Origin of the sequence: Streptomyces sp. NPDC050625 (genome assembly GCF_040654755.1) — a bacterium.
GTDB lineage: Bacteria > Actinomycetota > Actinomycetes > Streptomycetales > Streptomycetaceae > Streptomyces.
In genome coordinates, this window is record NZ_JBFAIQ010000050.1 from 17,109 (window position 1) to 37,032 (window position 19,924).

The 19,924-nt window shown below is 70.6% G+C and carries 12 protein-coding genes; 7 read left to right on the forward strand and 5 right to left on the reverse strand.

Features of this window, described 5'->3' with window-relative positions; genetic code table 11:
* Positions 1-197 precede the first annotated feature (197 nt).
* Positions 198-3,014 carry a preprotein translocase subunit SecA gene (secA, locus tag AB0I54_RS44830; RefSeq protein WP_363302144.1) on the forward strand — a complete coding sequence of 939 codons (2,817 nt, stop codon included), beginning with the start codon at positions 198-200 and terminating at the stop codon, positions 3,012-3,014.
* A gap of 162 nt (positions 3,015-3,176) precedes the next feature.
* On the opposite strand, the gene AB0I54_RS44835 is transcribed toward secA, so the two are convergent.
* Positions 3,177-3,725, reverse strand: coding sequence for an Rv3235 family protein (locus tag AB0I54_RS44835; protein ID WP_363302145.1), 549 nt, complete (start codon positions 3,723-3,725; stop codon positions 3,177-3,179).
* 332 nt (positions 3,726-4,057) lie between these two features.
* Here AB0I54_RS44835 and AB0I54_RS44840 point away from each other — a divergent pair, with 332 nt between their 5' ends.
* The 5 genes from AB0I54_RS44840 to AB0I54_RS44860 all read left to right on the forward strand — a co-directional run bounded on the left by AB0I54_RS44840 (position 4,058) and on the right by AB0I54_RS44860 (position 13,027).
* Positions 4,058-4,570, forward strand: a complete 513-nt coding sequence (locus tag AB0I54_RS44840; protein ID WP_363302146.1) for a hypothetical protein — start codon at positions 4,058-4,060, stop codon at positions 4,568-4,570.
* Positions 4,571-4,663: 93 nt separating this feature from the next.
* Positions 4,664-5,329 carry an HAD family hydrolase gene (locus AB0I54_RS44845; RefSeq protein WP_363302147.1) on the forward strand — a complete coding sequence of 222 codons (666 nt, stop codon included), beginning with the start codon at positions 4,664-4,666 and terminating at the stop codon, positions 5,327-5,329.
* A gap of 630 nt (positions 5,330-5,959) precedes the next feature.
* On the forward strand, positions 5,960-10,912 hold the full coding sequence (locus AB0I54_RS44850; protein ID WP_363302148.1) for an NAD-glutamate dehydrogenase: 4,953 nt from the start codon (positions 5,960-5,962) through the stop codon (positions 10,910-10,912).
* 155 nt (positions 10,913-11,067) lie between these two features.
* Complete coding sequence (locus AB0I54_RS44855; protein ID WP_363302149.1) at positions 11,068-11,562, forward strand: GtrA family protein; 495 nt, start codon at positions 11,068-11,070, stop codon at positions 11,560-11,562.
* Positions 11,543-13,027, forward strand: a complete 1,485-nt coding sequence (locus tag AB0I54_RS44860; protein ID WP_363302150.1) for a hypothetical protein — start codon at positions 11,543-11,545, stop codon at positions 13,025-13,027. The genes AB0I54_RS44855 and AB0I54_RS44860 overlap by 20 nt, the downstream gene beginning before the upstream one ends.
* Positions 13,028-13,168: 141 nt before the next feature.
* Here AB0I54_RS44860 and AB0I54_RS44865 read toward each other — a convergent pair whose 3' ends face one another.
* From AB0I54_RS44865 to AB0I54_RS44880, 4 genes are all read right to left on the reverse strand, one after another.
* A complete protein-coding gene (locus AB0I54_RS44865) occupies positions 13,169-14,833 on the reverse strand; it encodes a glycosyltransferase family 2 protein (RefSeq protein ID WP_363302151.1) in 1,665 nt (554 codons plus the stop codon).
* The gene (locus AB0I54_RS44870; protein WP_363302152.1) at positions 14,830-17,025 is read right to left on the reverse strand and encodes a CDP-glycerol glycerophosphotransferase family protein; all 2,196 of its coding nucleotides are present in this window, start codon (positions 17,023-17,025) and stop codon (positions 14,830-14,832) included. Before AB0I54_RS44870 ends, AB0I54_RS44865 begins: the two co-directional genes overlap by 4 nt.
* A gap of 124 nt (positions 17,026-17,149) precedes the next feature.
* Positions 17,150-18,025 carry an ABC transporter ATP-binding protein gene (locus AB0I54_RS44875; protein WP_363302154.1) on the reverse strand — a complete coding sequence of 292 codons (876 nt, stop codon included), beginning with the start codon at positions 18,023-18,025 and terminating at the stop codon, positions 17,150-17,152.
* Positions 18,018-18,929: an ABC transporter permease gene (locus tag AB0I54_RS44880; RefSeq protein WP_363302155.1), complete on the reverse strand. Its 912-nt coding sequence runs from the start codon at positions 18,927-18,929 to the stop codon at positions 18,018-18,020. Before AB0I54_RS44880 ends, AB0I54_RS44875 begins: the two co-directional genes overlap by 8 nt.
* Positions 18,930-19,117: 188 nt before the next feature.
* Here AB0I54_RS44880 and AB0I54_RS44885 point away from each other — a divergent pair, with 188 nt between their 5' ends.
* Positions 19,118-19,744, forward strand: coding sequence for a TetR/AcrR family transcriptional regulator (locus AB0I54_RS44885; protein ID WP_363302157.1), 627 nt, complete (start codon positions 19,118-19,120; stop codon positions 19,742-19,744).
* Positions 19,745-19,924: the final 180 nt, after the last annotated feature.

The following is a 19,924-nucleotide window of genomic DNA, read 5'->3' on the forward strand; positions in this document are numbered from 1 at the left end:
TTCCCCGGCGCGATGCGGCACTATCCGCGCATCCCGCCCGTTGTCCCCTGTGAAAGCCAGCGGTGGAACAACCGTGGACAGCCGTCGGACCGCCAGGCCTCCCGGCGTGCCCGGGTCCTCGCATACGATGGCCGTTGCTCAGTACGTGAAATGGAAACCGACCGTCCCAGGCCCGACCGGCAAGGAGACCAGCCCCCGTGTCCGTCCTCTCGAAGATCATGCGTGCAGGCGAAGGCAAGATCCTGCGCAAGCTGCACCGCATCGCGGACCAGGTCAACTCCATCGAAGAGGACTTCGTCGACCTCTCCGACGCCGAGCTGCGGGCCCTCACCGATGAGTACAAGCAGCGGTACGCAGACGGTGAGAGCCTGGACGACCTGCTCCCCGAGGCGTTCGCCACCGTCCGCGAGGCCGCCAAGCGCGTCCTCGGCCAGCGGCACTACGACGTGCAGATGATGGGTGGCGCCGCCCTCCACCTCGGCTATGTCGCCGAGATGAAGACCGGTGAGGGCAAGACCCTCGTCGGCACCCTCCCCGCTTATTTGAACGCCCTCTCCGGAGACGGCGTCCACCTCATCACGGTCAACGACTACCTGGCCGAGCGCGACTCCGAGATGATGGGCCGCGTCCACAAGTTCCTGGGCCTGACCGTCGGCTGCATCCTGGCCAACATGACGCCGGCCCAGCGCCGCGAGCAGTACGAGTGCGACATCACGTACGGCACGAACAACGAGTTCGGCTTCGACTACCTCCGCGACAACATGGCGTGGTCCAAGGACGAGCTCGTCCAGCGCGGCCACAACTTCGCCATCGTCGACGAGGTCGACTCCATCCTGGTCGACGAGGCCCGTACGCCGCTGATCATCTCCGGCCCGGCCGACCAGGCCACCAAGTGGTACGGCGACTTCGCCAAGCTGGTCACGCGCCTGAAGAAGGGCGAGGCGGGCAACCCGCTCAAGGGCATCGAGGAGACCGGCGACTACGACGTCGACGAGAAGAAGCGCACCGTCGCCATCCACGAGAACGGTGTCTCCAAGGTCGAGGACTGGCTGGGCATCGACAACCTCTACGAGTCGGTGAACACCCCGCTGGTGGGCTACCTGAACAACGCCATCAAGGCCAAGGAGCTCTTCAAGAAGGACAAGGACTACGTCGTCATCGACGGCGAGGTCATGATCGTCGACGAGCACACCGGCCGTATCCTCGCCGGCCGCCGCTACAACGAGGGCATGCACCAGGCGATCGAGGCGAAGGAGGGGGTGGACATCAAGGACGAGAACCAGACGCTCGCCACGATCACCCTGCAGAACTTCTTCCGCCTCTACAAGAAGCTCTCCGGCATGACCGGTACGGCGATGACCGAGGCCGCCGAGTTCCACCAGATCTACAAGCTCGGCGTGGTCCCGATCCCGACGAACAAGCCGATGATCCGCAAGGACCAGTCGGACCTGATCTACCGCACCGAGGTCGCCAAGTTCGAGGCCGTCGTCGACGACATCGCCGAGAAGCACGAGAAGGGCCAGCCGATCCTGGTCGGCACCACCTCGGTCGAGAAGTCCGAGTACCTCTCGCAGCAGCTCAGCAAGCGCGGCATCCAGCACGAGGTGCTCAACGCCAAGCACCACGAGCGCGAGGCGCAGATCGTCGCCCAGGCCGGCCGCAAGGGCGCCGTCACGGTCGCCACGAACATGGCCGGCCGTGGTACGGACATCAAGCTCGGCGGCAACCCCGAGGACCTCGCCGAGGCGGAGCTGCGCCAGCGCGGCCTCGACCCCGAGGAGCACATCGAGGAGTGGGCCCACGCCCTGCCCGCCGCCCTGGAGCGTGCGGAGCTGGCGGTCAAGGCCGAGAAGGACGAGGTCGAGGAGAGCGGCGGCCTCTACGTGCTGGGCACCGAGCGGCACGAGTCGCGCCGTATCGACAACCAGCTGCGCGGTCGTTCCGGCCGTCAGGGCGACCCGGGCGAGTCCCGCTTCTACCTCTCCCTCGGCGACGACCTGATGCGGCTGTTCAAGGCCCAGATGGTCGAGCGTGTGATGTCCATGGCGAACGTGCCGGACGACGTGCCGATCGAGAACAAGATGGTCACCCGCGCGATCGCCTCCGCCCAGTCGCAGGTCGAGCAGCAGAACTTCGAGACCCGTAAGAACGTCCTGAAGTACGACGAGGTCCTCAACCGCCAGCGCGAGGTCATCTACGGCGAGCGCCGCCGCGTCCTGGAGGGCGAGGACCTGCAGGAGCAGGTGCACCACTTCATGGACGACACGATCGACGCCTACATCGGCGCCGAGACCGCCGAGGGCTTCCCGGAGGACTGGGACCTCGACCGGCTGTGGGGCGCGTTCAAGCAGCTCTACCCGGTGAAGGTCACCATCGACGAGCTGGAGGACGCGGCCGGTGACCGTGCCGGTCTGACCGCGGAGTTCATCTCCGAGTCGATCAAGGACGACATCCACGAGCAGTACGAGGCGCGCGAGTCGCAGCTCGGCTCCGAGATCATGCGTGAGCTGGAGCGCCGGGTCGTGCTGTCGGTCCTGGACCGCAAGTGGCGCGAGCACCTCTACGAGATGGACTACCTCCAGGAGGGCATCGGCCTGCGCGCGATGGCCCAGAAGGATCCGCTGGTCGAGTACCAGCGCGAGGGCTTCGACATGTTCGGCGCGATGATGGACGGCATCAAGGAGGAGTCCGTCGGCTATCTGTTCAACCTGGAGGTCCAGGTCGAACAGCAGGTCGAGGAGGTCCCGGTCGAGGACGCCCAGCCGGTGGCCGAGGGTGTCCAGGACGCGGTGCCGGCCCAGGCGGGCTCCCGCCCGGAGATCCGCGCCAAGGGCCTGGACGCGCCGCAGCGGCGCGGCCTGCACTTCTCCGCCGCGACCGTGGACGGTGAGGGCGGCCTCGTCGAGGGCGACTTCACCTATGACGACGACGAGCCTGTGCGCTCCGAGGCGGACGGCCTCACGCGCGCGGAGCGCCGCAAGCAGGCCAAGGGCGGTCGTCGCCGCAAGAAGTGACGTGGCACGCGGCCGTCATGGCCGTGGCGTCCTGAAAGGGCCGGGTCACCCGTCGGGTGCCCGGCCCTTCGCCGTTCGCGCCGGCTGCCGCGCCGGTCGTCAGGTGCCGACCGCGCCCGTCGTCACGTGCCGGCTGTGCCACCCGTCTCGTGTCGGCTGCGCCTAGTCGTCGTCCGTCCGTAGGGTGCGCGGGCCGCCCAGTTCCACCGCGGTGCAGCGCCAGCGAAGGTCGGGGCCCTGTTCCAGGCGGAAGGCCATGGCGCGGAGCCGGTCGCCGGCGCCGATGCGGGCGAAGGCCTCGATGGCGCCGGTCCGCGGGACGTAGTACCCGATGTCGCGGACGACGGGGCGGGCCCCGCGGGTACGCAGGGGACCGCGTTCGGCGAGGCGGGCGAGTTCGTCGTAGGCGCGGCCGGCGGTGTGCCGGAGCATCCAGTGGACGGGGCGCTGGCCGCTCAGGACGGCGAGCAGGCGGTCGGCGAAGAGATCGGTGGGCCGGGGAGCCCTGACGGGCCCTGGCGCCGTGCCTGGCGTCGTACGGCCCGTCCCGGTGGCCGGGGCCGTATCGGTCGTCCCCGGAGTCCGGGGGCCGCGTGCAGCCCCGCTGACCGGTGTCCTGGGGGCCGCACCGCCGGGGCGGCGGGGGTCGCGGCGGCTCGGTGGGCGGGTGCCCGGGCGGGGCTTGGCTGTCCTGGTCATGACTTTGTTCATGGAGGATCCCCGTTCGGCGGGCCCGGCGGATACCGGGCGGTAACTTGCTGGTGGGGATCTTCTACGGGGCGTCGACGGCGGCGGCAAGGAAGCCGGAGCCCGCGTCGAGTGGCTGCGGGGTTCACCTATCCGAGTGGTCGCGAGGGTGCGGAACCCGGCGGGTACGGGGCGGTACCGGGTGAGTCCCGGGGCGCCGGGTGGACGCGTCCGGGGGCTCGGGCAGGGCCCCGAAAGGGGACGCCCGCACGTATCCTGAAGGCCCTCCGGGAGACGCGGGACCGCCCTCCCCGGGGCCTCAAGCGGAGCCTTCGACCACGAAAGAGCGGCCAGCCATGCGCGTCTACGTCCCCCTGACCCTCCCCGGTCTCGCCGAGGCGTACAAGACGGGCGAGCTCGGGGCCGGTCCGTTCGTCGCGTACGCCGTCACGCCCGCGCTGCGCGAGTGGTACCTCTCGGACGACATCGAGGAACTCGAGTACGCGGCGCTGAGCCGGGCCGCGCTGGCCTCGCTGCGGCTGCTGGCGGCGGACCCCGAGGCGGCCCGGCGCCGGGTCGTGGTGGCCGTCGACGTGGCCGACTCGGCGGCGACGGCGGACCCGGACCGCGCGCTGGAGCCGGCGGCGCTGGGCGAGGTACGGGTGGCCGGGGCGGTGCGGCTGGCCAAGGCGGCCGCGGTGCACGTCGACGCGGACGACGCGGAGCAGGACGTGGCCGCCGCGGCACAGGCGCTGGAGGCGGCGGACGGCGGGGACGACGACGCCCAGTTCGTGGTGGACGAGGCCGAGGACCACGAACTGCTGTGGTTCGCGACGCAGGAGATCCCCAACCTGGTCGGGCTCGTCTGACGTCCCTTGCCTCATACGCCCCAGGCGCCTCTGACCTGCGGGCATTCATGATTGTCAGTGGCGGCGGGTACGTTTTTGGGCATGGGGAAGCGCATGCGGAAGCACACAGGCGCGCACATCGTCTGGGACTGGAACGGGACGCTGTTCCACGACAATGACGCGATCATCGGCGCCACGAACGCGGCATCGGCCGAGCTCGGCCTGGAGCCGATCACGCTGGAGCAGTACCGGACGCTGTACTGCGTGCCGGTGCCCAGGTTCTACGAGCGGCTGATGGGGCGGCTGCCGACCCGGGCCGAGTGGGAGGCCATGGACGACGTCTTCCACCGGTACTACGCCGAGCACCGGCTCCGCTGCGGGCTCACCGAGGGCGCGGTCGAGCTGCTGACGGGCTGGCGGTCGTCGGGGCACAGCCAGTCGCTGCTGAGCATGTATGTGCACGAGGAACTCGTGCCGCTGGTGCGGGGGTTCGGGATCGAGGCGCACTTCATACGCGTCGAGGGCCGGGTCGGACCGTCCGGGGGCAGCAAGGCCGAGCACATGGTCCGGCACCTGGAAGCGCTGACCGGGGTGGAGCCCTCGCGAACGGTGGTGATCGGGGACGCCGCCGACGATGCGGTGGCCGCGCGGTACGTGGGCGCGCAGGCCGTGCTGTACACCGGGGGATCGCACGGCCGGGCCAGCCTCGAAGAGGCAGGGGTGCCGGTGGTGGACAGCCTGGCGGAGGCCGTGGCGGAGGCGGAGCGGCTCGCGGCCTGAGCCGTACAGCCGGCCTCGGCCCCCGCTGGACTTCCACCGCACCGCCACTGGACCGCCCTCACCACGTCACCTGGACCCAGGTCCCACCCGACCCGTGCCCGGCCGCCCCACCGTCATCGCGCGGTTGCCCAGGTCACCCCGGCAGCCACGCCCGTCGCTCCGGTCGCCGACGGCGCGGATACGCCTCCCCCGGCGTCTCCGCCCCTGTGCAGAACGTCAAACTTCGACCCCTGGTTTTGTACACATACGGCTCATGACGGGCCCCGGGTAATGAGCGATAGCCTTGTGGCGTGATCAGCGCGATAGCTCGCGGGGGCACCGTCGCCCCTGCCTTGCGCCCGGTGAACACGGACGACATCCGTGACCGGGCGGCGATCGCTGGTCTTCCCGGGCGGGACGGGGGCGCAAGTGCCCCCGAGGCGCCACACACACCCCCGGCCAGGACGTCGCGGAGAGCAGCGTCACATCCGGTGGGCGTGTCGAGAATGGCTGAATACCCCCCGCTCATCTCACCCTGCGGCATAGCGTCGGAACGGACCGGACACCCCGGGCCGTGGCGTCGAGCCGCAGGGGAAGGGACCGTACTTCCTTCTACGTCACGCAACGGCGCGCGACAGGAGCCAGAGGACAATGCAGACCAAGCTGGACGAAGCCAAGGCCGAGCTGCTCGAACGGGCCGCCCGGGTAGCTGAGAACAGCCCGGTCGGGGGGCACCTACCGACTGGGACGACGAGCGAGGGCACCCCGGGCACCCCGGACCAGGCATCCGTGCTCGCGTTCCTCCAGCGTTACTACCTGCACACCGCCCCGGAGGACCTCTCCGACCGCGACCCGGTCGATGTCTTCGGAGCCGCGGTCTCGCACTACCGTCTCGCCGAGAGCCGTCCCCAGGGCACGGCCAATGTGCGGGTCCACACCCCGACCGTCGAAGAGAACGGGTGGACCTGCAGCCACACCGTCGTCGAGGTCGTCACCGACGACATGCCCTTCCTCGTCGACTCCGTGACGAACGAGCTGACCCGGCAGGGCCGCGGCATCCACGTCGTCATCCACCCGCAGATCGTCGTCCGGCGCGACCTCACCGGCAAGCTCATCGAGGTGCTGCCCGCCCCGCAGGCCGGCGGCGACCTCCCGCACGACGCGCACGTGGAGTCCTGGATCCACGTCGAGATCGACCGTGAGACCGACCGCGCCGACCTGAAGCAGATCACCGCCGATCTGCTGCGTGTCCTGTCCGACGCCCGCGAGGCCGTCGAGGACTGGGAGAAGATGCGGGACGCGGCGCTGCGCATCGCCGAGGGGCTCGACGGCGAGGCCTTCCCCGCCGACCTCCCCGCCGCCGAGGTCGAGGAGGCCCGCGAGCTGCTGCGCTGGCTGTCCGCCGACCACTTCACCTTCCTCGGATTCCGCGAGTACCAGCTGCGCGAGGACGACTCGCTGGCGGCGGTGCCGGGCACCGGGCTCGGCATACTGCGCTCCGACCCGCACCACGCGACCGACGAGAGCCACCCCGTCAGCCCCTCCTTCGAGCGGCTCCCGGCCGACGCCCGCGCCAAGGCCCGCGAGCACAAGCTCCTCGTCCTGACCAAGGCCAACAGCCGGGCCACCGTGCACCGGCCGTCGTACCTCGACTACGTCGGCGTGAAGAAGTTCGACAAGGACGGGAACGTCATCGGGGAGCGCCGCTTCCTGGGCCTGTTCTCCTCCGCCGCCTACACCGAGTCGGTCCGCCGTGTGCCGGTCATCCGGCGCAAGGTCGACGAGGTGCTCAAGGGCGCCGGGTTCCTGCCCAGCAGCCACGACGGACGCGACCTGCTGCAGATCCTGGAGACCTACCCGCGCGACGAGCTCTTCCAGACGCCCGCCGACGAGCTGCGCGCCATCGCCACCTCCGTCCTGTATCTGCAGGAGCGGCGGCGGCTGCGCCTCTACCTGCGCCAGGACGAGTACGGCCGCTACTACTCCGCCCTCGTCTATCTGCCCCGCGACCGCTACACCACCGGCGTCCGGCTGCGGATCATCGACATCCTGAAGGAGGAGCTCGGCGGCACCAGCGTCGACTTCACCGCATGGAACACCGAGTCGATCCTGTCCCGGCTGCACTTCGTCATCCGCGTCCCGCAGGGCACCGAGCTGCCCCAGCTCAGCGACGGCGACAAGGAGCGCATCGAGGCGCGACTCGTCGAGGCGGCCCGCTCCTGGGCCGACGGATTCGCCGAGGCGCTCAACGCCGAGCTGGGCGAGGAGCGCGCCGCCGAGCTGCTGCGCCGCTACAACAACGCCTTCCCCGAGGGCTACAAGGCCGACCACACCCCGCGTGCCGCGGTCGCCGACCTCGTCCACCTGGAGCGGATCAGCGAGGCGCAGGGCAACGACTTCTCGTTCAGCCTGTACGAGCCGGTGGGTGCCGCCCCCGACGAGCGCCGCTTCAAGATCTACCGCAAGGGCGCCGCGATCTCCCTGTCCGCCGTGCTGCCGGTCCTCAGCCGGCTCGGCGTCGAGGTGATCGACGAGCGGCCGTACGAGCTGCGCTGCGCGGACCGGACGACCGCCTGGATCTACGACTTCGGTCTGCGCATCCCCAGGTCGCTGGGCGGCGGCAACGGCGACTACCTCGGCGACGACGGCCGCGAGCGCTTCCAGGAGGCCTTCGGGGCGACCTGGACCGGCAAGGCGGAGAACGACGGCTTCAACGCCCTCGTGCTGGGCGCCGGGCTGACCTGGCGGCAGGCGACGGTGCTGCGCGCGTACGCCAAGTACCTGCGGCAGGCCGGCTCCACCTTCAGCCAGGACTACATGGAGGACACCCTCCGAACCAACGTCCACACCACCCGGCTCCTCGTCTCCCTCTTCGAGGCGCGGATGTCCCCGGACCGCCAGCGCGCCGGGCTGGAGATCGTCGACGCGCTCCTCGAAGAGCTCGACGCCGCGCTCGACCAGGTGGCGAGCCTCGACGAGGACCGCATCCTGCGCTCGTTCCTCACCGTCATCAAGGCGACGCTGCGCACGAACTTCTTCCAGGAGGCGCAGGGCGGCACGCCGCACGACTACGTGTCGATGAAGTTCGACCCGCAGGCGATCCCCGACCTTCCGGCGCCGCGCCCGGCGTACGAGATCTGGGTGTACTCGCCGCGCGTCGAGGGTGTGCACCTGCGCTTCGGCAAGGTCGCGCGAGGCGGTCTGCGCTGGTCCGACCGGCGTGAGGACTTCCGTACCGAGATCCTCGGCCTGGTCAAGGCGCAGATGGTGAAGAACACCGTCATCGTGCCGGTCGGCGCCAAGGGCGGCTTCGTCGCCAAGCAGCTGCCGGACCCGAGCGTGGACCGGGACGCGTGGCTGGCCGAGGGCATCGCCAGCTACAAGACCTTCATCTCGGCGCTGCTGGACATCACCGACAACATGGTGGCCGGCGAGGTCGTGCCCCCGGCGGACGTCGTCCGGCACGACGAGGACGACACCTACCTGGTGGTCGCGGCCGACAAGGGCACGGCGACGTTCTCGGACATCGCCAACGAGGTCGCGCAGTCGTACAACTTCTGGCTCGGCGACGCCTTCGCCTCCGGCGGCTCCGCGGGCTACGACCACAAGGGCATGGGCATCACCGCCCGCGGCGCCTGGGAGTCCGTCAAGCGGCACTTCCGCGAGCTCGACGTCGACACGCAGACCGAGGACTTCACGGTCGTCGGCATCGGCGACATGTCCGGTGACGTGTTCGGCAACGGCATGCTGCTGAGCGAGCACATCCGCGTGGTCGCCGCCTTCGACCACCGGCACATCTTCATCGACCCGACCCCGGACGCGGCCACCTCCTACGCCGAGCGCCGCCGTCTGTTCGAGCTGCCCCGCTCCAGCTGGGCCGACTACAACACCGAGCTGCTCTCGGCGGGCGGCGGGATCTTCCCGCGCAGCGCCAAGTCGATCCCGGTCAACTCGCACATCCGCGAGGCCCTCGGCATCGAGGTGAGCGCCACCAAGGTGACCCCGGCCGATCTGATGAAGGCGATCCTCAAGGCGCCGGTGGACCTGCTGTGGAACGGCGGCATCGGTACGTACGTCAAGGCCTCCACCGAGTCCAACGCCGACGTCGGCGACAAGGCCAACGACGCGATCCGCGTCGACGGCAAGGACCTGCGGGTCAAGGTCGTCGGCGAGGGCGGCAACCTGGGCCTGACCCAGCTGGGCCGCATCGAGTTCGCGACGCACGGCGGCAGGATCAACACCGACGCGATCGACAACAGCGCCGGTGTGGACACCTCCGACCACGAGGTGAACATCAAGATCCTGCTCAACGGTCTGGTCACGGACGGCGACATGACGGTGAAGCAGCGCAACAAGCTGCTCGCCGAGATGACCGACGAGGTCGGCGCCCTGGTGCTGCGCAACAACTACGCGCAGAACGTGGCGATCGCCAACGCGCTGGCTCAGTCCAAGGACATGCTCCACGCCCAGCAGCGGTTCATCCGCCACCTGGTGCGCGCGGGCCACCTCGACCGGGCCCTGGAGTTCCTGCCCACCGACCGGCAGATCCGCGAGCGGCTCAACCTGGGGCAGGGCCTGACCAGCCCGGAGACCGCCGTCCTGCTGGCGTACACGAAGATCACGGTCGCCGACGAGCTGCTGCACACCTCGCTGCCGGACGACCCGTATCTGCGCACTCTGCTGCACGCGTACTTCCCGACGGCGCTGCGCGAGCGGTTCGCCGACGGGGTCGACAGCCACCCCCTGCGCCGTGAGATCACGACCACCGTCCTGGTCAACGACACGGTCAACACGGGTGGTACGACGTACCTGCACCGGCTGCGCGAGGAGACCGGCGCGTCGCTGGAGGAGATCGTCCGCGCCCAGACCGTGGCCCGCGCGATCTTCCGCTCGGCGCCCGTGTGGGACGCGGTCGAGGGCCTGGACAACAAGGTCGAGGCCGCCGTCCAGACCCGGATCCGGTTGCACTCGCGCCGTCTGGTCGAGCGCGGTACGCGCTGGCTGCTCAACAACCGGCCGCAGCCGCTGGCGCTCGCCGAGACCGTCGACTTCTTCTCGGAGCGGGTCGAGCAGGTCTGGCAGCAGATGCCGAAGCTGCTGCGCGGCGCGGACCTGGAGTGGTACCAGCACGTGTACGACGAGCTGTCCGGCGCCGGTGTGCCGGACGAGCTGGCGACGCGCGTGGCCGGTTTCTCCTCCGCCTTCCCGGCGCTGGACATCGTCTCGGTGGCCGACCGCACGGGCAACGAGCCGCTGGAGGTCGCCGAGGTCTACTACGACCTCGCCGACCGCCTCGGCATCGCCCAGCTCATGGACCGCATCATCGAGCTGCCCCGTGCCGACCGCTGGCAGTCCATGGCCCGCGCCTCCATCCGCGAGGACCTGTACGCGGCCCACGCGGCGCTCACCTCGGACGTGCTCGCCGTCGGCAACGGCAGCTCGACTCCCGAGCAGCGCTTCAAGGCCTGGGAGCAGAAGAACGGCGCCATCCTGAGCCGGGCGCGCACCACCCTGGAGGAGATCCGCAGCTCGGACTCCTTCGACCTGGCCAACCTGTCGGTGGCCATGCGGACGATGCGGACGCTGCTGCGCACGCATTCGTAGGCGATACCTGGACGGGGGCGCCCCGGGCCGTCATGGCCCGGGGCGCCCCCGTTTCCGTGTGCGCTCCCGTTCTGTTCTTGCCGTCGCTTAGGGAAAACCGGGCGACGAATTTACCGTTTCCTGCTAATCGTGGTGTTTCGGATAAGGTCTGCCGCGTGACAGTGAACCTAACCGAGACCCGTCCGGCAGTGACCGCCCCGGCCCCCGCCCCGGCCCCCACCCCGGATGCCCGGCCGGTCGCCCGAGTCGTCCTCGAAGTGGTGAAATTCGGGGTCGTCGGCGGCAGCGGCGTGCTCGTCAATTTCCTGGTGTTCAATCTGCTGCTGCACGGCCTGGGCTGGCGGGCGATGGTCGCCACGGTGCTGGCGAGCTGTATTGCCATGGCCACGAATTACGTGGGCTTCCGCTTTTTTGCTTACCGTGACCGGGCCTCCAGAACCCGGCGGCAAATCGTACTGTTCTTCGTTTTCAGTGGCCTTGGTGTCGTCATGGAAAGCGGTCTGTTCTACGCCGGATATCACGGCCTCGGCCTGCACGGGCCTTTCGAGTCGAACATGGTCAAGGCGCTTTCGATCGTCCTCGCATCCGCGTTCCGTTTCCTCGTCTACCGCACCTGGGTCTTCCAGCAGGATGCGCGCCGAGCCGCGTAGCACCGCGGCGACCGCCGGCAGAGCGCTCCAGGCCGCCGCCGCGCTCGTCCTGGTCCTGCTGCTCCTGGTGATCGTCCGCCTCCCCTGGGCGGGCGATCTCGGCATGCACGCGGCCACCGTGGAACGCCTGCGGCACAGCCTCCTGCACCCCGGCAATCCGCTCGTCGACACGGACACCCCGAGCCCGTACTACTCGCCGTGGATGCTGGTGCTCGGCGGCATCGCCCGGATCACCGGACTGTCGGTGTTCGTGGTGCTGCGCATCGGCGCGGTCGCCGGGCTGACACTGCTCGTCACGGGGGTGTGGCGGTACGTCCGGACGCTGAGCGCGCATCGGGCCGCGCCCGCGCTCGCCCTCCTGTGCCTGCTGTTCCTGTGGGGGCCGGCGCTGTTCAACTGGAGCGGCTTCCTCGGGCTGAACTCCCTCGCGCTGACGGTGTCGTACCCGAGCGTGTTCGCGCTCGGGCTCTCCTTCCATCTGTGGGCATGGCTGACGGGGGCGCTGCGCACCGGCGCGGGCTGGGCGGCGTGGCTGGGACTCGGCGTGCTGTGGGCGGTGATCCTGCTGGTCCACCAGTTCTCCGGGGTCGTGGCCTCGCTGGGCGCCCTGGCCACCGTGGCCGCGGCGCGACCGGGCCGGCAGGCGCTGTTGCGGCTGGGTGCCGGGGTGGCACTGGGCCTGGTGGTGCTGTGGGCGTGGCCGTACTACGACTTCTTCTCGCTCTTCTCGGCCGGCGCGGACCTGGAGGCCATCCACCGGTCGCTGTACCGGCAGCTGCCCGGACGGTTCGGGCTGGTGCTGCTCGGAGTGGTCGCGCTGGTGCTGCGGTGGCGGCGAAACCACCGGGATCCCCTGGTGATCTTCTTCGTGCTGGGCGTGGCCGTGTTCGTCCTGGGCGGGGCGAGCGGTCACTACTCGTGGGGGCGCGCGCTGCCCGCCGCGCTGATCCCGGCTCAGCTCGCCGCCGCGCTGGAGGTGTTGCCGGTGCGGGGGCGCACGCGGGCGGTACGGACCGGGTGGGCGGGTGTGCTGGCCGCCGCGCTGGCCGTGGGGGCGTGGACACAGGTCGGGACGGTGGGGTACGTCGTACCGAAGAGCGCATTGCCGGGCGTGGTCGCGGCCGAGTACCGGGCTCCATGGGCCGGGTACCGGTGGATCACGCCGTGGGTGAAGTACGGGGACGTCGTCATGGCCCGGACGTTCCCGGCCCGGCAGATCCCCGCCTACGGGCCGTACACCGTCGCTCCCGGCTATCCCGATGTCTTCCTGCCGGACGAGGGGCGGCGCACTGCCGCGGTCCGGCGCTACTTCGCCGCGGGGACGCCACAGAGCGAGCGGCAGCGGATCGCACGGGAGTACGGGGTGCGATGGGTGGTGGACACCGGGAACGCCCTTCGGGACACGGGGCTGCGGGCGGTGGCCCAGGGGCCGGGCGGCCAGGTGCTGTACGCGGTACGGCACTGAGCCGGGAGGCCGCGGGCTTGCGTCATCCGGGCTGGGAGGCCGCGGGCTCGCGTCATCCGGGCTGGGAGGCCATGGGCTCGCGTCATCCGAGCCGGGAAGCCACCGGCCCGGTTCACCCGAGCCGGGAGCCACCGGCCCGCGTCATCTCAGCGCGCTCGCCACCAGCCGCACCACACGCCGCACCCGCGGCCGCGCCACCCGCCGTACGACCGGCCGGATCACCCGTGCCGTCACGCCCACCGGGCACCAGCGGATCTGGAGGCGGCCGGGGCCGCGGTCCTCGGGCTCGACGGTGACCCGGTGCGGGGCCGCACCGGAGTGGTAGTCGATGCGCGCGGTCAGGGAGGGGAAGTTCAGCGGGGCCAGGAGGAGGCCCGTGTGGGCCAGGCCCTGGTGTTCGATGCGGAGCAACGGGTGACGGGTGCCGGCGAAGCCGTGCAGGGGGACGGGGGCCACCGACAGGTCCAGTCGGGCCCGGCCCTCGAAGACGCCGGGGCGGACGGGCGCCAGCCGGAAGGGCAGGGTGAGCCGGCGCCGGCCCGTGGCCAGCAGGATGCTCGCGCGGTGCGGGCCCGGCGGGAGGCGCAGGCCGGGGTCGTAGCTGCGGATCGCGAGGTCCAGCGAGGCGCCAGGGCCGCGGGTGATCTCGGTGATCTCGTGGCGGAACTGGGCGCTCGGGAAGGGGCGGGTGTCCAGCTCCAGGTCCGTCACGTCCAGTTCGCGGCGGGCCTCGGCCGAGGCGGGGATCCGGTCGCCCCAGTACGTGCCGCCGTCCGCCCCGTCCGTCGTCACCCGCCTCGGTGCCACCCCGTGGCCCAGGCCGCGCGCAGCCAGCTGTGCCTCGGGCAGGCGGCCGTCGCGGACCAGTTGCAGGACCACCCGTTCCGGGCGGGGCAGGCGGGCGTACGCGGCCGGTGTCAGGGTGTCGAGGTACGGCGTCACGATCCCGGCGAAGGACCGCAGCCACTCCTCGTCCCGGTGGGGCAGGTCCCCGGCGTACATCCGGAAGTCGTGCTTGAGGAACTTGTAGTCCTTGTCCTCGCGCAGCGACGCGTGCCCGCTCTCGGCCAGGAAGTCGTCGATCAGGCGCTGGACATGGACGCGGTCGCCGACATTGCTCAGCTTGTGCCGCTGGTTGGAGATCGACGCGGTGTCCCCGGTCTCGTACGGGGCTATGTACCAGAGGTACACGGGGTCCGGGATGATCGTGAACGCCCGCGCCAGGCAGTACGCCTGTGCCGAGAACAGCTGGTCCTCGTAGTGGATGCCCTCCGGGAAGCGCAGGTCGTGGCGGTCCAGGAAGGCTCGCGCGTACATCTTGCTCGTCGACAGGTGCTCGAAGAGGAGCCGAGGGTCCGCCGCTATGCCCTTGAGCGTCCGGCGCGCGGACACCAGGTGAGGCATCCAGGTCGAGCGGTGGCCGCTGTCCACCCGTATGCGCCGTACCGCGCCCATCGTGAAGTCGACCTCGCGCTCGCGGTGCGCGGCCAGGAGCAGTTCGACGGCGTTCGCCGGCAGCTCGTCGTCGCTGTCCAGGAACATCAGATACGGTGCCCGGGCGATCTCCAGGGCCCGGTTGCGCGGGGCGCTGCAGCCGCCGCTGTTCTCCGGCAGTCGGATGGAGCGGATACGGGGGTCCTGGGCCGCCAGCTCCCTGGCCACCGACGGGGTCTCGTCCGTGGAGTGGTCGTCGCTGATGACGATCTCCAGGTTGCGGTGCGTCTGGCGGCGTACCGAGGCGACCGCCCTGGGCAGGCGTGCCGCGTCGTTGTGGACGATCACCGTCACCGTGACGTCGGGGTTCATGAGGCGGCCTCCTCGGGGGTCGGTGCCGGTGTGCGTCGTTCCACCGGGACGACCGGTGGCAGCGACTCCTCGCTCTCGCCGAGGAAGACCCGTCGTACGACGCGCTCGGCGGCGCGCCCGTCGTCGTACTCGCAGAACCGGCGCCGGAACACCGCCCGTGCCTTGGTCGCGGTCTCGTCGCGCCACGCGCCGGAGGTGAAGATCTCCGCCAGTTCCTCCTGGGTGCGGGCCACCTGCCCCGGTGCCTCGGACATCAGATCGAAGTAGACACCGCGGGTCGTCGCGTACGTCTCCCAGTCGTCGGCGTAGATGACGATCGGGCGGTCGAGGTTGGCGTAGTCGAACATGATCGACGAGTAGTCCGTGATCAGGGCGTCGGCGGCCAGGGACAGCTCCTCGACCGGGTCGTACGACGAGACGTCCACGACTCTGCCCGTGCGGCGCAGACCGGCCAGGGGGGAGGCCGCGCCGCCGTAGAAGTAGTGGCCGCGGACCAGCAGGACGGTGTTCTCGCCCAGGCGGTCGGCGAGTGCGGCCAGGTCGAGGCGGGGGGTCCAGCCGGCCTCGTAGTCGCGGTGGGTGGGGGCGTAGAGGACGGCCGTCGCGCCGGGGGCGATGCCCAGGCGGGCGCGGATCGCGCGGATGTCGGACGCGGTGGCGGAGTAGAAGACGTCGTTGCGCGGATAGCCGTAGTCCAGCGAGACGTAGCGGGAGGGATAGGCGCGCTCCCACATGCGGGTGGAGTGGCTGTTGGCGGAGACGCTGTAGTCCCACTTGTCGATGCGGGCCAGCAGCGCGGCGAAGTCCATGCCCTTGGCGGCGGCCGGGTGCTGCATCTGGTCCAGGCCCATCCGTTTGAGGGGGGTGCCGTGATGGGTCTGCAGATGGATCGCGTCGGGGCGTTTGACCACCGTGTTGGGGAAGTTGACGTTGCTCGTCAGGTACTTGGCGGTGGCCAGCACCTCCCAGTAGCGGCGGGTGCCGGGGATCACATGGTCCGTGCCGGGCGGCAGGAGCGGTGCGTTGTCCCGGGTCACCACCCACACCGGGTGGATGCGCGGGGCGAGTTCGGCGAGCTTGGCGGCGATCGCGGCGGGGTTGCAGGCGACCCCGCGGTCCCAGTAGGCGGAGAAGACGGCCAGGTCGGGGTCGACCGGGCGGTCCAGTGCCCGGCGGTACCGGTGGTCGCGGAGCTTCGCGCCCAGTTGCCGCTTGCGGGTCCGCAGTGCCGACCTGGCCGCCCGGCGCGTGCGGTTGGCGGCCTGGAAGGCGCGGTACTTGGTGTAGGCGCCCTCTTCGAGGAGGCCGCGGCGGATGCCTTCGACGCCTGCCGGGCGGTGGTGGCCCTCGGGGCGCCAGCGGACCGCGGCCAGGGAGGAGCGGCGGAAGAACTCCCGGGCCACCGGGTCGGGCATGTCCGCGCGGGCGAAGGTGCGCAGCAGGTCGCGGACCATGACGTCGTAGAGGACGGCGCGGGCGGCGGGACGCTCCTTGACCCGGGGCAGGAGGGTCTCGTACCGCTCGATGAGCGCGTAGTGCCGTTCGGGTGTGAGCGGCGGGAGGCTCTCCGGGCGCAACCGGCGGTCCTCGTAGGCGACTTGGTTGAGGCAGGCGACCCGGCCCGCGTCCAGGAGGGTGGCGTACGCGACGTACGGCTCGTCGTCGCGGCCGAGTCGCCGCTCGTGCGCCCGCCAGAACTCCGTGCGCAGGGCGCGGTTGCCGAGGAGCGGGGTGATGCGCAGCAGGTCGGCCGCGTCGTCGAGGGCGAGGTCGGCGCGGCCCGCGCGGGCCAGGACGCGGCCGTCGCCGGATGCCGTGCCGGACGTCTGCCAGGTGGTGGCGACATGGTCGAAGAGCAGGACGTCCACCGTGTCGGGCAGTTCCGCGGCGCGCTCGGCGATCATGCGGACGGCGCCGGCCGGCAGGCCGTCCTTGGCGTGGACGAAGTGCAGCCAGCGGCCGCTGGCCCGCGCGGCTCCCGCGGCCCGGGCCGCCGCGTCGCCCGTACCGTCCGGCAGGGGCAGCACCACCGTCTCCGGGGCGTGCCCCTCGGCCGTCTCCCTGGCCCAGTCGCCGACCGCGACCACGATCACCTCGGCGTCCGGGAGGGGCCGGGCGTCGAGCGAGTCGAGGAGCGCGGTCAGCCGGTCCTGGGTGTTCGGGCCGTGGACGACGACGCTGAGTTCGGGCATCGCAGTGGACTCCTTCGCCTTGTCGTCTCCGGCCGCACCTTTCCCGCCATAGTGTCATTGAGAGGATGAAAGGGATAAAAGTTCTTGAGCCGGTGGAGGGGCTCAGGTGTGCCGGTGGAGGGGCTCAGGAAGGAAGAGGGACCTTCTCCGCCGCCGGTTTCGGCTGCGCCGCCTGCTTCGGCGGTGCCTTCTTGGGTCCCTTGTCGCCGGTGAACGCCTCGTACTCCTTGAGGACGTCCTCCGTCGGCCCGTCCATGCGCAGCTCGCCGCGCTCCAGCCACAGCACCCGGTCGCAGGTGTCCCGGATCGACTTGTTGTTGTGGCTGACCAGGAACACCGTGCCCGCGTGCTTGCGCAGCTCGCGGATCCGTTCCTCGGAGCGCTTCTGGAAGGAGCGGTCGCCGGTGGCGAGGGCCTCGTCGATCAGCAGGACGTCGTGGTCCTTGGCGGCCGCGATCGAGAAGCGCAGCCGGGCGCCCATGCCGGAGGAGTACGTCCGCATCGGGAGGGTGATGAAGTCGCCCTTCTCGTTGATGCCGGAGAAGTCGACGATGTCCTGGTAGCGGGACCTGATCTCCTCCCGGGACATGCCCATGGCCAGACCGCCGAGGAAGACGTTGCGCTCGCCGGTCAGATCGCCCATCAGGGCCGCGTTGACGCCGAGGAGGGAGGGCTGGCCGTCGGTGTAGATGTGGCCGTTCTCCACCGGGAGGAGCCCCGCGACCGCCTTCAGCAGCGTCGACTTGCCGGAGCCGTTGGTGCCGATCAGACCGATCGCCTCGCCCTTGTACGCGACGAAGGAGACCTTCTTGACCGCGTGCACCTTGCGCACGCCCGCCGCCTTCTCCGCCTGCTTGCGGCGCAGCATCCGGTTCAGGGCGGCCGTCGCGGAGCCGCGTCCGGCGCCGGTGCCGTTGACCCGGTAGACGATGTCGACGCCGTCGACGACGACGGTCGGGATCCCGCTCCCGGGAATGCGGTCGTTCACGTTGTCAGCCACGGCCGTACGTCTCCTCAGCCTTCCAGAAGTAGATGAAGCCGCCGACCCCGGCGAGCAGGGCCCAGCCGAACGCCGCCGCCCACACGTGCGGGGGCAGCTGATGGGCGTGGAAGCTGTCGATCAGCGCGTATCGCATGAGGTCGATGTAGACGGCGGCCGGATTGGTCTCCAGGGCGACCGTCAGCAGGTGCGGCAGATGGTCCTTCTTCGTCAGCTTGTCGATGCTCCACATGACGCCGGAGACATACATCCAGGTCCGCAGGATGAACGGCATCAGCTGGGCGATGTCCGGGGTCTTCGCGCCCATCCGGGCCATGATCATCGAGACGCCGGCGTTGAACGTGAACTGCAGGATGAGCGCCGGGAGCGCCAGCAGCCAGGAGGCGGCGACGGGCACACCGAAGCAGAGCAGGATGACGATCAGCGCCGCCATCGAGAACAGCAGCTGCTGGAGCTGCTGGAGGCAGAACGAGATCGGCAGCGCGGCCCGCGGGAAGTGCAGCGCCCGCACCAGGCCGAGGTTGCCGGAGATGGCCCGGGTGCCCGCCAGGATCGAGCTCTGGGTGAAGGTCCAGATGAACACGCCCGTCACCAGGAACGGGATGTAGTCCGGCACACCGTGCTTGGTGCCCAGCAGGACACCGAAGATGAAGTAGTACACCGCCGCGTTCAGCAGCGGGTTCATGACCTGCCACAGCTGGCCGAGCTTCGCCTGGCTGTACTGCGCGGTGAGCTTGGCGGTGGCGAAGGCGGTGATGAAGTGGCGCCGTTCCCACAGCTGCCGGACGTACTCGGGCAGGGTGGGGCGCGCGCCGCTGACCGAGAGCCCGTGGCGCGCGGCGAGCGCCGCGAGGTCTTCGGCCGGGGCCGGTGTCGGAGGCGGTGTGTCGAGGACCTGGCTCACATCCGCTGCTTTCGCTCGGGGGGAGTGGGGGTGCGTGCGTCCGGTCGGCGGGTCCGCCCCCGGTGTTTCCTTACGCGTCTCTTCACGTTTTCTTACGTCGGGACGGGACCGTATCGTCGCAACGGGAGCGTAGGCCCAATCGACGTCGGAACGCAACCGTTTCGTCGTAACGCCCTATGCTTGACGCCATGACGACGAACGCCGACGAGCCGCAGACGCGCCCGCGCCGACGGACCCCCGCCGGGGCGGCCGTGCTCAGGGAGGACGTGACCGAGGCCATCCGGGCGGCCGTCTTCGAGGAGCTCGCGTCCGTCGGCTACGCCCGGATGTCCATCGAGGGCATCGCGCGCCGCGCGGGTGTCGGCAAGACCGCCGTCTACCGGCGCTGGAAGTCCAAGCTGCACCTGGTCCTCGACGTCGTCTCGGCGCTCGCGGTGCTGGGCCTGCCCGTCCCGGACACGGGCTCCCTGGAGGGCGACCTGCGGCTGCTGTACGAGGTGACGTCCCGCGCGCTGCGCCATCCCGTCGCCTCGCAGATCATCCCGGACCTCCAGGCCGAGGCGGCCCGCAATCCCGAGATCGCCGAGGCCATGCAGAAGGCGCTGCGTGACGGACAGGAGGGCGTGGCCAGCAAGATCATTGCGGCGGCCGAGCAGCGGGGTGAGCTTCGCCGGGGTGTCGACGAGGAGCTGGCGCTCGATCTGATCTCCGGGCCGCTGTACTGGCGGTCGGTCGTCATCCGCGCTCCGAAGCTGCCGAAGGGGTATCTGGAGGCGCTGACCCGGGCCACTGCGGCGGCACTCAAGGCGTTGTGAGGCTGGGCGGCGCTGTGAGGTCGGGCGCGTCGTGCGGGTGCCCGGGGTTGGTGCTGGGCGGGGGTGGGTTGCGCAGCCCGGCGTAGCGGGGTGCCTCCCCCAAGCTCTCAACTTCGTTCGAGCAGGGGGGACCCCCATCGCCCACCCGTGCCGCCTGGGGGTCCCCCCTGCTCGAAGAGC